The organism is Herbaspirillum sp. SJZ106, from assembly GCF_006715495.1.
GTDB lineage: Bacteria > Pseudomonadota > Gammaproteobacteria > Burkholderiales > Burkholderiaceae_D > Herbaspirillum.
The window spans coordinates 357,985-371,959 of sequence record NZ_VFNI01000003.1; the positions used below are offsets into that span (position 1 = coordinate 357,985).

General features: G+C 60.2%; 13 protein-coding genes. 10 read left to right on the forward strand and 3 right to left on the reverse strand.

The window, feature by feature from the left end; translation table 11 throughout:
• Positions 1–3: 3 nt before the first annotated feature.
• The 5 genes from ruvX (at position 4) to FB598_RS11445 (ending at position 4,062) form a co-directional block, all read left to right on the forward strand.
• A complete protein-coding gene (gene ruvX, locus FB598_RS11425) occupies positions 4–390 on the forward strand; it encodes a Holliday junction resolvase RuvX (RefSeq protein WP_050467300.1) in 387 nt (128 codons plus the stop codon).
• Positions 387–908 carry a bifunctional pyr operon transcriptional regulator/uracil phosphoribosyltransferase PyrR gene (pyrR, locus tag FB598_RS11430; protein ID WP_141914559.1) on the forward strand — a complete coding sequence of 174 codons (522 nt, stop codon included), beginning with the start codon at positions 387–389 and terminating at the stop codon, positions 906–908. Before ruvX ends, pyrR begins: the two co-directional genes overlap by 4 nt.
• Positions 901–1,860 (forward strand): aspartate carbamoyltransferase catalytic subunit, encoded by a 960-nt coding sequence (locus FB598_RS11435; RefSeq protein ID WP_141914558.1) that lies wholly within the window; start codon positions 901–903, stop codon positions 1,858–1,860. Before pyrR ends, FB598_RS11435 begins: the two co-directional genes overlap by 8 nt.
• A 73-nt stretch (positions 1,861–1,933) precedes the next feature.
• Entirely contained in the window at positions 1,934–3,220 is a 1,287-nt protein-coding gene (locus FB598_RS11440; protein ID WP_141914557.1) for a dihydroorotase, read from the forward strand.
• Positions 3,221–3,261: 41 nt separating this feature from the next.
• On the forward strand, positions 3,262–4,062 hold the full coding sequence (locus FB598_RS11445) for a 1-acyl-sn-glycerol-3-phosphate acyltransferase (protein ID WP_141914556.1): 801 nt from the start codon (positions 3,262–3,264) through the stop codon (positions 4,060–4,062).
• Here the strand turns inward: FB598_RS11445 and FB598_RS11450 are convergent.
• Complete coding sequence (locus tag FB598_RS11450; RefSeq protein ID WP_141914555.1) at positions 3,992–4,807, reverse strand: symmetrical bis(5'-nucleosyl)-tetraphosphatase; 816 nt, start codon at positions 4,805–4,807, stop codon at positions 3,992–3,994. The genes FB598_RS11445 and FB598_RS11450 overlap by 71 nt on opposite strands.
• Before the next feature lie 419 nt (positions 4,808–5,226).
• On the opposite strand from FB598_RS11450, the gene FB598_RS11455 reads away from it, so the two are divergent.
• The 5 genes from FB598_RS11455 (at position 5,227) to waaA (ending at position 11,083) form a co-directional block, all read left to right on the forward strand.
• On the forward strand, positions 5,227–6,321 hold the full coding sequence (locus FB598_RS11455) for a glycosyltransferase family 4 protein (protein ID WP_141914554.1): 1,095 nt from the start codon (positions 5,227–5,229) through the stop codon (positions 6,319–6,321).
• Between the two features lie 37 nt (positions 6,322–6,358).
• On the forward strand, positions 6,359–7,735 hold the full coding sequence (locus FB598_RS11460; RefSeq protein ID WP_141914553.1) for a phosphomannomutase/phosphoglucomutase: 1,377 nt from the start codon (positions 6,359–6,361) through the stop codon (positions 7,733–7,735).
• A 46-nt stretch (positions 7,736–7,781) separates the two neighbouring features.
• Positions 7,782–8,762 carry a lipopolysaccharide heptosyltransferase I gene (waaC, locus tag FB598_RS11465; RefSeq protein WP_141914552.1) on the forward strand — a complete coding sequence of 327 codons (981 nt, stop codon included), beginning with the start codon at positions 7,782–7,784 and terminating at the stop codon, positions 8,760–8,762.
• 155 nt (positions 8,763–8,917) lie between these two features.
• Positions 8,918–9,787, forward strand: a complete 870-nt coding sequence (locus FB598_RS11470; RefSeq protein ID WP_141914551.1) for a Kdo hydroxylase family protein — start codon at positions 8,918–8,920, stop codon at positions 9,785–9,787.
• A 3-nt stretch (positions 9,788–9,790) separates the two neighbouring features.
• A complete protein-coding gene (waaA, locus tag FB598_RS11475) occupies positions 9,791–11,083 on the forward strand; it encodes a lipid IV(A) 3-deoxy-D-manno-octulosonic acid transferase (protein WP_141914550.1) in 1,293 nt (430 codons plus the stop codon).
• A gap of 78 nt (positions 11,084–11,161) precedes the next feature.
• Here waaA and FB598_RS11480 read toward each other — a convergent pair whose 3' ends face one another.
• Together FB598_RS11480 and FB598_RS11485 are read right to left on the reverse strand one after the other, a co-directional pair.
• The gene (locus FB598_RS11480) at positions 11,162–13,105 is read right to left on the reverse strand and encodes a nucleoside-diphosphate sugar epimerase/dehydratase (protein WP_141914549.1); all 1,944 of its coding nucleotides are present in this window, start codon (positions 13,103–13,105) and stop codon (positions 11,162–11,164) included.
• Between the two features lie 50 nt (positions 13,106–13,155).
• Positions 13,156–13,716: a sugar transferase gene (locus FB598_RS11485; RefSeq protein ID WP_141914548.1), complete on the reverse strand. Its 561-nt coding sequence runs from the start codon at positions 13,714–13,716 to the stop codon at positions 13,156–13,158.
• Positions 13,717–13,975: the final 259 nt, after the last annotated feature.

A 13,975-nucleotide genomic window follows, 5' to 3' on the forward strand; every position in this document is an offset into this window, starting at 1 on the left:
CGCTTGGAGACTTTGCTTGCCTTCGACTTCGGCCTGAAACGCATCGGCGTGGCCGTGGGCAACACCGGCCTGAAGCAGGCGCAGCCGCTGGCGGTGATCAGCGAGCCGACCAACGACGGCAAGTTCGCCGCCGTCGGCCGGTTGATCGCAGAATGGCAGCCCAGCCGCTGCGTGGTCGGCCTGCCGCTGCATCCGGACGGCGCCGAGCACGAGATGAGCGTGCGCTGCCGGCGTTTCGCCAACCAATTGCATGGCCGCTTCGGCGTCGAGGTGGCGCTGGTCGATGAGCGCTACTCGTCGGCCGTGATCGCGCAGCAGCGCGGCGAGCAGATCGACGACCAGGCGGCCGCCATCATTTTGCAGCAATACTTTGACGAGTCCGACTCATGAGCACAACAACCTCTACGCCTTCCGCGCTCGATGCGGAAGCGCTGTACCTGAAGCTGGCGCAGCAGGTCAAGGCCGGCTTGCAGGGCGCGTCCGATGTCGCGCTGGTGGGCATCCATTCCGGCGGCGCCTGGCTGGCCGAGCGCCTGGCCGATGAGCTCAAGCTGGGCCAGCGCCTGGGTTTCATCGACGTTTCCTTTTACCGCGACGACTTCGCCGAGAAGGGCCTGCGCCCCGACGTCAAGCCCAGCCAGATCCCGTTCGATGTCGAAGGCGCCACCATCGTGCTGATCGACGACGTGCTCTATACCGGGCGCACCACGCGCGCGGCGATCAACGAGCTGTTCGACTATGGTCGCCCGGCGCGCGTGCTGCTGGCGGCGCTGGTCGACCGCGGCGGGCGCGAGCTGCCGATCGCCGCCGATTTCCTGGCCGGGACGGTCACGCTGTCCAAACAAGAAAACCTGCAATTGCAACGCGCCGACGATGGCCGATTCTCCCTGACGGTGGTCCATGCTTAATCCACAACTGAACAAAAACGGCGAACTGCAACACCTGCTGACCATCGAAGGTCTGCCCAAAGCGATCCTGAACCATATCCTCGACACCGCCTCGTCCTTCGTCAGCATCGGCGACCGTGAGGTGAAGAAGGTGCCGCTGATGCGGGGAAAAAGCGTGTTCAACCTGTTCTTCGAGAACTCCACGCGCACCCGCACCACCTTCGAGATCGCCTCCAAGCGCCTGTCGGCCGACGTGATCAACCTCAACATCCAGGCATCGAGCACCAGCAAGGGCGAGTCGCTGCTGGACACCATCGACAACCTGGCGGCGATGCACGCCGACATGTTCGTGGTGCGCCACGCGCAATCCGGCGCGCCGTTCCTGATCGCCAAGCACCTGATCGACACCAAGCAGTCGCATGTCCACGTGGTCAACGCCGGCGACGGTCGCCACGCGCACCCGACCCAGGGCTTGCTGGACATGTACACCATCCGCCACTACAAGAAGGATTTCACCAACTTGCGCGTGGCGATCGTGGGCGACATCCTGCACAGCCGCGTGGCGCGCTCCGACATCCACGCGCTGACCACGCTGGGCGTGCCCGAAGTGCGCGCCATCGGCCCGCGCACCTTGCTGCCCGGCGGCCTGGAGCAGATGGGCGTGCGCGTGTTCCACAACATGGAAGAAGGCCTGAAGGACGTCGACGTCATCATCATGCTGCGCCTGCAGAACGAGCGCATGAGCGGCGCCCTGCTGCCCTCGGCGCAGGAGTTCTTCAAGAGCTACGGCCTCACGCCCGAGCGCCTGGCGCTGGCCAAGCCGGACGCGATCGTGATGCACCCGGGCCCGATGAACCGCGGCGTGGAAATCGATTCGGCCGTGGCCGACGGCGCCCAGGCGGTGATTCTGCCGCAGGTGACCTTCGGCATCGCGGTGCGCATGGCGGTGATGAGCATCGTGGCGGGTAATTGAATTGCCGGAAACAGCAACACAAGCGAAATAACAGCGACGTTTTGGACGACCTCGTTAAGAAAATACTGAACTGATGAAACTGCATATCAAGAACGGCCGGCTGATCGACCCGGCCAACGGCATCGATGCGCAACAGGATGTGTATGTGGCGGCCGGCAAGATCGTCGGCATCGGCCAGGCGCCTGCCGACTTCACCGCCAACAAGACGCTCGACGCCACCGGCCTGGTGGTCGCGCCCGGCTTGGTCGACCTCTCGGCGCGCCTGCGCGAGCCGGGCTACGAATACAAGGCCACGCTGGAATCCGAAATGCAAGCCGCGATGCAGGGCGGCGTGACCAGCCTGGTGTGCCCGCCGGATACCGATCCGGTGCTGGACGAGCCGGGCCTGGTGGAGATGCTGAAACATCGCGCCAAGTCGCTCAACCAGGCGCACGTCTACCCGCTGGGCGCGCTGACCGCCGGCCTCAAGGGCCAGGCATTGACCGAAATGGCCGAGCTGACCGAAGCCGGCTGCATCGGCTTCTCGCAAGCCGAAGAGCCGATCACCGACACCACCGTGCTGATGAGCGCGCTGCAATACGCCAAGACCTTCAACTACACCGTCTGGCTGCGTCCGCAAGACCCGCACCTGGGGCGCTCCGGCATCGCCCACAGCGGCCCGGCGGCGTCGCGCCTGGGCCTGTCCGGCGTGCCGGTGATGTCGGAAACCATCGCGCTGTACACGTTGTTCGAGCTCATGCGCGCCACCGGCGCGCGCGTGCACCTGTGCCGCATGTCGTCCGCCGCCGGCCTGGAGCTGGTGCGCCAGGCCAAGAGCGAAGGCCTGCCGGTTACCTGCGACGTCGGCGTGCATCACATCCACCTGTGCGACCTGGACATCGGTTTCTTCGATTCCAACGCCCGCCTGACCCCGCCGCTGCGCTCGCAGCGCGACCGCGAGGCGATCCGCACGGCGCTGCTGGACGGCACCATCGACGCGGTCTGCTCCGACCATACCCCGGTCGACGACGACGAGAAGCTATTGCCTTTCGGCGAAGCCTCGCCCGGCGCCACCGGTTTGGAACTGCTGTTGTCGCTGTCGCTGAAATGGGCGCTGGAGTCAGACGGGCAGGGCAAGGATGTGCTGTCCAAGGCGATCGCCAAGGTCACCCACCGCGCCGCCAAGGTGGCTGGCCTGAAAGCCGGCAACCTGGCGCTGGGCAGCCCGGCCGACCTGTGCCTGTTCGACCCCAATGCGATGTGGAAGGTGGAAGGCGCGGCGCTGGCCAGCCAGGGCAAGCACACGCCTTTCCTCGGCTATGAACTGCCCGGCGTGGTCAAGGCCACCATCGTGTCCGGCCATATCGCGTTCGAGCGCTGATCCCAACCACAGCCGCCGAAGCCACGCCAGCCAGGATCTTCATGTTCGTCTTCCGTCTGCTGCGCCTGATTGCGCATTTGTTCCTCGGCATGGCGATCTGCGCCATCCTGTTCCCGTTCACCTCGGCCAAGGGGCAGGAGGCGCACATCCGCCGCTGGTCGCGCAAGCTGCTGCGCATCTGCGGCATCGCCGTGAAGATCGACAGCCCGCAGCCGATCCCGCGTGCGCTGCTGGTGTCCAACCACGTCAGCTGGCTGGACATCTTCGTGGTCAATTCGCTGCAGCCTTGCCGTTTCGTGGCCAAGTCGGATATCCGCGGCTGGCCGCTGATCGGCTGGCTGTGCGCCAAGACCGGCACCATCTTCATCTCGCGCGGCAAGGCCAGCGACGTGCGCCGCATCTTCAAGGGACTGGTGGAAAGCATCGAAAAGGGCGAGCGCGTGGCCTTCTTCCCGGAAGGCACGACGGCGCCGCAAGGCACGCTGCTGCCGTTCCACGCCAACCTGTTCGAGGCGGCGATCGACGCCAGGGCGCCGGTGCAGCCGTATGCGCTGCGTTACGTGGATCGCAAAGGCAAGCTGCACCCGGCCGCCGACTTCATCGGCGACATGAGCATCGTGGAGAGTATCCTGGCCATCCTGAAATCGCGCGGCATGACGGCCGAGCTGAAGCAGCTCCCCATCATCCCGACCGAAGGCGCGCACCGGCGCGACCTGGCGCGCGTTTCGCACGCCGCCATCGCCGCGGGCCTGGGCTATGCGGTGGAAGATCTCAGCCCGGCTTCTGCGCCTGCGGACATTGGACCTGGAACAGCGCCCGATCCTCAAGCCGTACCGCGGTAAGCTTGCCGCCCCAGACGCAGCCGGTATCCAGCGCGATCAGGTTGGGACGCAGCATCAGCCCCAGCGTCGACCAGTGACCGAACACCACGGTCACATCCTCGGTGCGCCGGCCCGGTACCTCGAACCACGGCACCAGCCCCTCCGGCGCCGAATCGGCCCCTTCCTTCACTGAAAAATCCATCGTGCCATCGGCCTGGCAGAAACGCACCCGCGTGAAGGCATTGATGATGCAGCGCAGGCGGTCGTAGCCGGCCAGGTCGTCGCTCCAGCGCGCCGGCTGGTTGCCGTACATGTGCGTGAGGAAGTCCACCCATTGGTCGCTCTGCAGCATGGCCTCCACTTCGCCGGCCAAGGCCAGGGCCTGTTCGAGATTCCATTGCGGCAACACGCCGGCATGCACGATCAGGTGACCCTGCTCATGGATCGCCAGCGGCCGGTGACGTAGCCAGTCGATCAATTCCTCGCGGTCAGGCGCGTCGAGGATGTCGTGCAGGGTGTCGTCCTTGTGCAGCGGGCGGATGCCTTGGGACACCGCCAGCAGGTGCAGGTCGTGGTTGCCCAGCACGGCCTGGGCACGATCGCCCATGGCCATGACGGTGCGCAGGGTTTGCAGGGATTGGGGGCCGCGGTTGATTAGGTCGCCGGCGAAGACAACTTGCTGATGCATATCTTGCTCGATGGTCGCCAGTAGTTTGCTGAACTGGCTGGCACATCCTTGGAGGTCGCCGATGGCATAGGTTGGCATAGTGTCGCTATGGCAATGGAGGGTATGTATCTGTTGACCTGTTATCGATGACAGAGAAAGACGGCTACGGGTAAGCGACATCTTGTCATCTTGTTAAATGGTGGGGGAATAAATGCAATATCGCTTATTGTAGCCGGGTAACCCTAGGGATTTTTCGCTCTTTGTCTGACACTTTGCTTGAATTTCCTGAGGTTATTTTTCGAATGGGAAAAGTAAAGTAATTTTACTGATCGGAAAATTTCAAGAAAAAACAGGTAAGAGGCCAAGAGCGTCGTTCGCAAGAATAGTAGCTCTGACGGATCAAAATAGCCCGGATTCCTGCATGTTGGCTGATAGTCTAAGGATATAATCGCTCTTTTTTGCAGACGATAGCGATATCTTCTAGGGGAAAGCGCTCGCCAAGGGCATTAACGATAACCATGTCATCTTTCATCATCAGTTTTGTTATTTCCGCTTTGCTCACATTGCTGGTTATCAGGCATTCCCATTTTCACGGAGCGGGTCTGGATGTCGACCTGCATGGAGTGCAAAAGGTGCATTCGCATGCCGTTCCGCGCATTGGAGGCTTGTGCATCTTTGCTACGGTAATTGTCAGTGCTGCCGTTTCGGTCATCCGTACCAATCAACTAAGTATCGGCACGGCTTATCTGCTGTTGTGCGCATCGGTGGCGTTTTTCGGGGGCTTGCTGGAAGATTTCACACGCAAGGTCAGTCCCACACGTCGCCTGGGGTTGACCCTAATCGCAGCGTTGATGGGATATTTCTTGCTCGATGCACGTATTAACCACATCCACCTGGGCTATATGGATTTGGTGATTACATCAATTTGGATTTCTTTGCCGATCACAATCGTTGCAGTCGCGGGTGTGGCCCATGCTGTCAATATCATTGATGGATTCAATGGACTTGCCGGAGCCGTGACGATCTGTATGCTGATGTCGCTCGGCTATGTTGCCTTGCAAGTCAATGACACATTCGTGCTGGTGATGGCTTTGATTGTGGCGGGCGCAACGGCCGGGTTTTTTATTTGGAACTTCCCGGCAGGGATGATCTTCTTAGGTGATGGTGGCGCTTATTTTCTTGGGTTTGTCTTGGCGGAATTGTCTATTCTTCTCGTCATGCGCAATCCCGAAGTGTCTTCTTGGTATGCCTTGTTATTGCTGATTTATCCGGTGTTCGAGACGCTGTTCTCTGCTTATCGGAGGTTGTTTCTTCGCGGAAAATCTCCCGGGATGCCGGATGGGATCCATTTGCACAGTCTGATTTTTCGGCGGATGGTGCTATGGGCTGTCGGAAGGGAAGATGCAAGGGCGCTAACCCGGCGCAATTCGATGACATCGCCTTATCTTTGGTTGCTGTCACTATTGGCCGTGGTTCCTGCTACGTTGTTCTGGAGGCAGACATGGATATTGATGTTCTGCTCTTTTGTCTTTATCTCAGTTTATTTGTGGCTGTATGCTCGTATCGTCCGCTTCAAGGCGCCGCGCTGGATGATCGTGAAAAAGAAAAAATAGGTGCTTAACGTTTGCGTTGCTACGATCACATCATTTCATGAGCGAGCTTTCTTTTTCCATCTTCAAAGCCTATGACATTCGTGGCATCGTCGGTAAGACCCTGAATGGCCATGTTGCCTTCCAGATCGGTCAGGCATTCGGTACGGCAGCACTGGCAAAAGGGCAAAAAAAGGTCGTAATCGGTCGTGATGGTCGCCTTTCCGGCCCCGAGTTGGCGGGTGAACTGGCCAAGGGCTTGCAGTCGGTTGGAGCAAGTGTGATCGACCTCGGCATGGTCGCCACACCGATGGTCTACTTCGGCACCAATGTGCTTGACACTCAATCCGGCATCATGGTCACCGGCAGCCACAACCCGCCAGATTACAACGGTTTCAAGATGGTGCTGGCCGGCGAGGCGATCCATGGCGAGACCATCCAGGCGCTGTACCACGCCATCGTCAAGGGCGAGTTTCCGCAGGGCGCCGGCACCTATTCGACGCATGACATCAAGGATGCCTACATCAAGCGCATGATCAGCGACGTCAAGCTGGCGCGTCCGCTGAAGATCGCGGTGGATTGCGGCAACGGCGTGGCAGGGGCCTTCGCCGGCGAGATTTACCGCGCGTTGGGCTGCGAAGTGACCGAGCTGTTCTGCGAAGTCGACGGCACCTTCCCCAACCACCATCCCGATCCGGCTCATCCGGAAAACCTGCAGGACCTGATCCGTTGCCTGCGGGAGACCGACAACGAGCTGGGCCTGGCTTTCGACGGCGATGGCGACCGCCTGGGCCTGGTGACCAAGGATGGCCAGATCATTTACCCCGACCGCCAACTGATGCTGTTCGCCGCCGATGTGCTGACCCGCAACCCGGGCAAGGAGATCCTGTACGACGTGAAGTGCACCCGCCATCTGGCGCCGTGGATTTCGGCGCGCGGCGGCAAGCCGTTGATGTGGAAGACCGGCCATTCGCTGGTCAAGGCCAAGCTGCGCGAGACCGGCGCCCCGCTGGGCGGCGAGATGAGCGGCCATATCTTCTTCAAGGATCGCTGGTTCGGTTTCGACGACGGCCTGTACGCCGGCGTGCGCATGCTGGAGTTGTTGGCGCGCGAGGCCGATCCGTCGGCGTTGCTCAATTCGCTGCCGCAATCGGTCAGCACGCCCGAGTTGCAGCTGAAGTTGCAGGAAGGCGAGAACTTCGCGCTGATCGGCAAGCTGCAAAGCGAGGCCAAGTTCGACGGTGCGCAGGACATCATCACTATCGACGGCCTGCGCGTGGAATATGCCGATGGTTTCGGCCTGGCGCGCTCGTCCAACACCACGCCGGTGGTGGTGCTGCGCTTCGAGGCCGAGACGCCGGAGGCGCTGGAACGCATCCAGGGCGAGTTCCGCAAGGTGATCCTGGCCGCGCGTCCGGACGTGGCATTGCCGTTTTGATGAGGTAAGATGCTGGCCCACAGAACAACGTAACCGTGGGCCAGCCTTGAAGATCCTGATCGTACGCGTTTCCTCGCTGGGAGACGTCGTCCATAACATGCCGATGGTGGCCGACATCCGCCGCCATTTTCCCGGCGCCCAGATCGACTGGGTGGTGGAAGAGGGCTATACCAGCCTGGTTCGCCTCAATCCCCACGTCCGCCATATCATTCCCATCGCGCTGCGGCGCTGGCGCAAGACGCTGTTCTCGGCGGCCACGCGCGTCGAGATTTCCGCCTTCTGGCACGCCTTGCGCGCAGACCAATACGACGTTGTGTTCGATACCCAGGGCCTGCTCAAGACCAGTGTCGTGATGCGCATGGCGCGCCTGGCGCCGGGCGGCAGGCGCGTCGGGCTGGCCAATGCCACCGAGGGTTCCGGTTATGAGCCTATCTCGCGCATCTTTCATGATCAAAGCATCAAGGTTGGACTGCATACGCATGCGGTAATGCGGGCGCGCCTGGTGGCGGCGGATGCGCTCGGCTATACGCTGGACGATGCCGCCGACTTCGCGCTGCAAGCCCCCATTCAGCAGCGTTTCCCCTGGATGCCGGAGCAGCCGTACGCGGTGTTCTTCCACGGCACCGCGCGCGCGGCCAAGCAGTGGCCGCAGGCCGAGTGGGTCAAGCTGGGGCAGGCCTTGGCCGCGCGCGGCTTGCCGGTGCTGCTGCCCTGGGGCAGCAAGAAAGAGCAGCAAGCCGCCCAGGTGCTTGCCGCGCAGATTCCCGGCGCCCAGGTACTGCCGGCGCTGCCGCTGATGGAAGCGGCCAGCCTGGTGCAGCAGGCGCGCCTGGTGGTCGGCCTGGACACCGGCCTGACCCATATCGCTGCCGCCTATTGCAAGCCGACCGTCGAGCTTTATTGCGACTCGCCGCGCTGGAAGACCGAGGGCAACTGGTCGTCCAATATCATCAACCTGGGCGAGACCGGTACCCCGCCAAGGGGTGAAGCGGTGCTCGACGCCGTGGAAAAATTGCTTTCCCGGTAACTGGAAAGTGCATCGCGCGCATGCGTTGAGGCACGTCAAAGTCCCGCTTCAAACCGCCGTCTTGGCCAGCCTGTCCGCCTGTGGCGGGCGTTTTCACTGCTTTTTACACGGCCGGACGGATACACGGCGGAGATGCTTGCGGGCATAATGTCGGGATGGAATCGCAAATCATCGAGATCGACTTGGCCAAGTGGCAAGTCGACACCCCCAACGACCAATGGATCGCCGCGCTCGAAGCCGGCAAGATACTGTATTTCCCGCACCTGGCCTTCGAATTGCTGGCGTCCGAACTCGATCTGCTCACTCCTGCCGTGCGCGATCCCAAGGCCCGCAACATCAGCCTGGATGCGCGCGGGCACCTCAAGGGCGCGGCTGGCGACGCCGAGCAGCAACTGGCGCTGGCGGCGATGGTCGGGCGCTTCCGTGAACAGGCCCTGTCGCTGGTGCATACGCTCTTGCCCAAGTACCGCGAGGCCTTGCGCGTGGCGCCCACCAGCTACCGCCCGATGCAGGTGGAGACGCGCAGCCAGTCCTGGCGCGCCGACGACCGCCGCATGCACGTCGACGCCTTTCCGTCGCGCCCCAATTACGGCGAGCGCATCTTGCGTGTATTTACCAACGTCAACCCGGATGGCGCGCCGCGCGTGTGGCGTGTAGGCGAGCCTTTCGAAACCGTGGCGCGGCGCTTCCTGCCGCGCGCCAAGCCTTATGTGCGCTGGCAGGCCAGCCTGCTCAAGGCGCTGCACATCACCAAGTCCTTTCGCAGCGAATACGATCACCTGATGCTGCAACTGCATGACGGCATGAAGGGCGACATGCAATACCAGCAAGATGCCGAGCAGGTCACCATGCCCTTTGCCGCCGGTTCGGTGTGGGTGTGTTTCTCCGACCAGGCCTCGCACGCGGTCATGTCCGGCCAGTACATGCTGGAGCAGACACTGCACTTGCCGCCGGAAAAACAATACGATCCGCAATCCAGTCCGCTGGCGATCCTGACGCGCCTGGTCGGCCACCCGCTGGTCTGACGCATGCGCCTGCTTTACTCCGCATTATGGTGGTTCGCCATGCCGCTGGTGCTGCTACGCCTGTGGCGGCGCGGGCGCAAGGAACCCGGTTACCGGCAGCATGTCGGCGAGCGCCTGGGTTTCTATCCGCGCCTGAGCGAGCCGGCGCCTCGCTTCATCTGGGTTCACGCCGTGTCGGTGGGCGAGACGCGCGCGGCCGAGCCGCTGATCGACGCCCTGCTGCGCGACTATCCGCAGCACGCCATTCTCCTCACCTGCATGACCGCCACCGGCCGCGCGACCGGCGCGCAGCTGTTCGGCAAGCATGGCGCGCACGTGGTGCAAAGCTTCCTGCCTTACGACACCGGCTGGATGTGCGCGCGTTTCCTGCGCCACTTTAAGCCTGATGTATGCGTGTTGATGGAAACCGAGGTTTGGCCCAACCTGGTGGCGCAGTGCAAGCGATACGGCGTTCCGGTCTTGCTAGCCAATGCGCGCCTGTCGGAACGGTCCCTGCGCCGTGGCAAGCGTTTTGCTTCTTTGCTGCGGCCGGCTGCCGAGGCCATTGATATGGTCGGCGCGCAGTCGGAGGCTGACGCAGCGCGCCTGCGTGAGTTTGGTGCGCGTCATGTGGAGGTAACCGGGAGCCTGAAGTTTGACGTGAAGCCGCCGGACGATATGGTAGAGCGTGGTTTGGCCTGGAAGCGCGAGATTGGTGCGCGCAAGGTGCTCTTGTGCGTCAGCACGCGCGAGGGGGAGGAAAAATTGATCCTTGACGCGCTAGCCAAGCAGGGCCAGGTGGAGTGGCTGACGGTGATCGTACCGCGCCATCCGCAGCGCTTCGACGAAGTGGCGGAGATGATATGCGCACATGGCTTATCGTTTGGACGCAGGTCGGAGTTGCGGGAGGATTTTCGCGTCGAGGGGGTTGACGTGATGCTGGGCGATTCGATGGGAGAGATGTTCGCCTACTACGCGGCCTGCGACGCAGCCTTTATCGGCGGTAGTTTGTTGCCCTTAGGCGGGCAGAATCTGATTGAGGCGTTTGCGCTCGGGAAACCGGTACTGATCGGGCCGCATACCTTTAATTTCCAGACAATCACCAATAGCGCCATCGAGAAGGGTGTTGCCATACGTGTGGCTGATGCACAAGAGCTGATTCAGGTTTGGGAGCGTCTGCAGGCCGATGGTGCGGCCAGGATAGGACTGGGTATTGCCGCTCAGGATTTTGCGCATGAGCAGCAGGGCGCTACCTCGCGCACGATAGATCTGCTGACCTCATTATCCGAACGACGCGCTGGAATCCACGGCACATGACCGAATCGTGGGCTCTGATTGTTCACTGGTTTGAGGCGTAGAGATGATCAAATAAGTATGTTTGTTAGTGAGCTTTCCTCACATTCCCAACTCCAGTGTCTGGGCCTCTGCTTCCTGCTCCAAGTACACCCAATCAACGATCTCGTCGCTGGATGTATAACCAATCACCAGCTCTTTCATCATCAGCCGGATTACGCCGACGTCATTGACATTGAGAGCAATTTCCAGCGCTTTCAACTTGTCCTCCAGTTCTACCCAAGGGATGAACGCCTCGTTGGCTTTCATGAGCTGCGGATGGGAGGTCGGCTTGGGGTCGTCGCCGATTAGCAATTCTTTGTAAAGCTTTTCGCCGGGTCGCAGTCCTGTCAGTTTGATTTCGATGTCTCCATCGGGATTTTGCCCATCTTTCAGTGTCAGGCCCGAGAGTTCGATCATCCGCCGGGCTAAATCCATGATTTTGACCGACTGGCCCATATCGAGGATGAATACATCGCCACCCTTGGCCATAGCGCCGGCTTGGATCACCAATTGAGAGGCTTCAGGGATTGTCATGAAGTAGCGCGTGATCTCCGGATGGGGCAGCGTGATCGGGCCTCCATCACGGATTTGCTGTCGAAACTTTGGCACTACCGAACCCGATGGGCCGAGCACATTGCCGAATCTCACCATGCTGAATTTAGTGCCTGGGGCAGTCGCGGCAAGCGCCTGCAGCACCATTTCCGCTAGCCGCTTGCTGGCTCCCATAATATTGGTCGGACGGACCGCCTTGTCAGTGCTGATCAGAACGAAGTTGGACACGCCGTTCTCGGCGGCCGCTTGGGCTGCGCGCAGTGTGCCCAGCACGTTGTTTTTGATGCCTTCGGCGGGGTTGTGTTCAACTAGTGGCACATGCTTGTAAGCGGCGGCGTGGTAGACGGTGTCCGGATGCCATGTCGACATGATCTCGCGCATGCGCTCTTCGTCTTGCACGGAGGCTAGTAAGGGCACCAGAACGACATTGCCGACAAGCCTTGTCTCAAGCTCCCGATGGATGCCGTAAAGAGCGAACTCACTCTGTTCGATTAACAGCAGTTTGCTCGGAGTAAGGGAAAGAATTTGGCGACAGAGTTCGCCGCCGACTGAGCCTCCAGCACCCGTTACCATTACAACCTTGTTGTGCACATTCATCGCCAGCAAGATGTGATTGGGCATGACAGGTTCACGGCCCAGCAGGTCATCAATGTCCAGTTCACGCAGGTCGGAAATACTAACCTTGCCTTGAGCTAAATCAGCCACGCTGGGGAGTGTGCGCACTGCCACGCGAGCGGTTCGGATCATGGCTAAAATTTCATTGCGGCGCTTGCGGTTCAGGTTCGGCATAGCCAGCAACACGTCGCTGACAGCCAGTGTTGCAGCAAGATTGGCCAGATCGGCGGGGTTATAAATGGGGTGGCCATTCAGTATATGGCCGTGCAGTCGATCATCGTCGTCCAGAAAGCCGATGACTTGCATCTCGTGGCTGTTGGCCGTAGCGGCGACTAATTGACGTCCGGTGCTTCCTGCGCCATAAATAAGCACCTTGGGACGGCTGGCGCGTTTCAAAATGTTCAGGTACTGGTCACTCAGCCAGACACGGGCCAACGCCCGCGACGCGCCAACGAACAATAGCAACAGGATAGGTTGGATGAGGCCGATGGTCCGAGGCACACCGGCCATGCCAATGGCGGTGAAGATGGAGGCAAACAGCAAGCCGTAAATGCTCACGGCACGAGCTACCGCTAGTAATGCTGGCCAGCCGCTGTAGCGGAAAATGGCGCGGTACAGGCCTGAGGCCATGAAGATGGGCAGAGCGAGTCCTATGGATACCGCTGCAGTCCACAACGTATTTCCTGAAAGGGGGGAGAATTCCCCTAGCCGCAAGTAGTGAGCAAGCCAGACGGTGAGGATGCAAAGCCCAAAATCGACTGACAATACAATCAAACGCTTCGCTGTTCTCGGCAAGGCCAGGATCGGAATTGCCAGTTTAAACAGTGGTTTATTCATGGAGTGCAGCTCCTTGAATTCGGAGTCTTCAAGATGCTCCGTGTTTCTCTTCAATGTAACACTCCGTCTCTAGCTAGAACCCTCAATGTCGTTATCCACATTATTTTCAGGTCAAACAACAAAGAGCACCGCTTCAGATACTCCACATCCAATTCCACCTTTTGAGGAATGGGTAATTCATCGCGCCCATTTATTTGCGCCCAACCAGTTAGACCAGGCACCAGTTCATGAACCCCTTGTTGTGTTCGCAAAGAGATCAGATCGTATTGATTGAACAATGCGGGACGGGGTCCCACAAAGCTCATGTCTCCCTTGAGGATGCTCCACAACTGCGGCAGTTCATCTATGCTGGATTTGCGCAGAAACGAGCCAATGGGAGTCAGGTGTTGGTTGGGGTTTTCCAGCAAATGAGTAGCCACTGTAGGCGTGTCGATCAGCATGCTACGGAACTTTGGCATTTTGAAAATAACGTTGTTGCGTCCCACCCGTTCGCTCCAATAGAATATTGCTCCTTGCGAAGTGAGCCAGACAGCTAGAGCCGCGATTAGAATGGGAAGCGCCAGAAGCGCTGTGGCTGCCAAGGCCAAAGTCAGGTCAAATAAGCGCTTCATTGACGAAACCTCTCTGCCGTACGATGCAAGCTTTCTTCAACTGAATCTGATGGGTTCCAGTTGAGCGGTTGCTGTGTTTTAGAATGCCCAGTTGCTGCGATCCGTGCAAGTGCCGATGTGGACAATAGATCACCCGCCTATATGGGCCTGGCGCCAACTGGCGAATTCGGGCCAAGTACTTTGCTGTTGCGCCAAGACCAATAGATTTATCAGCAGTAAGGCGTTTGGCTAAAGTATTGCCTGCAAAACCGGTGACTCT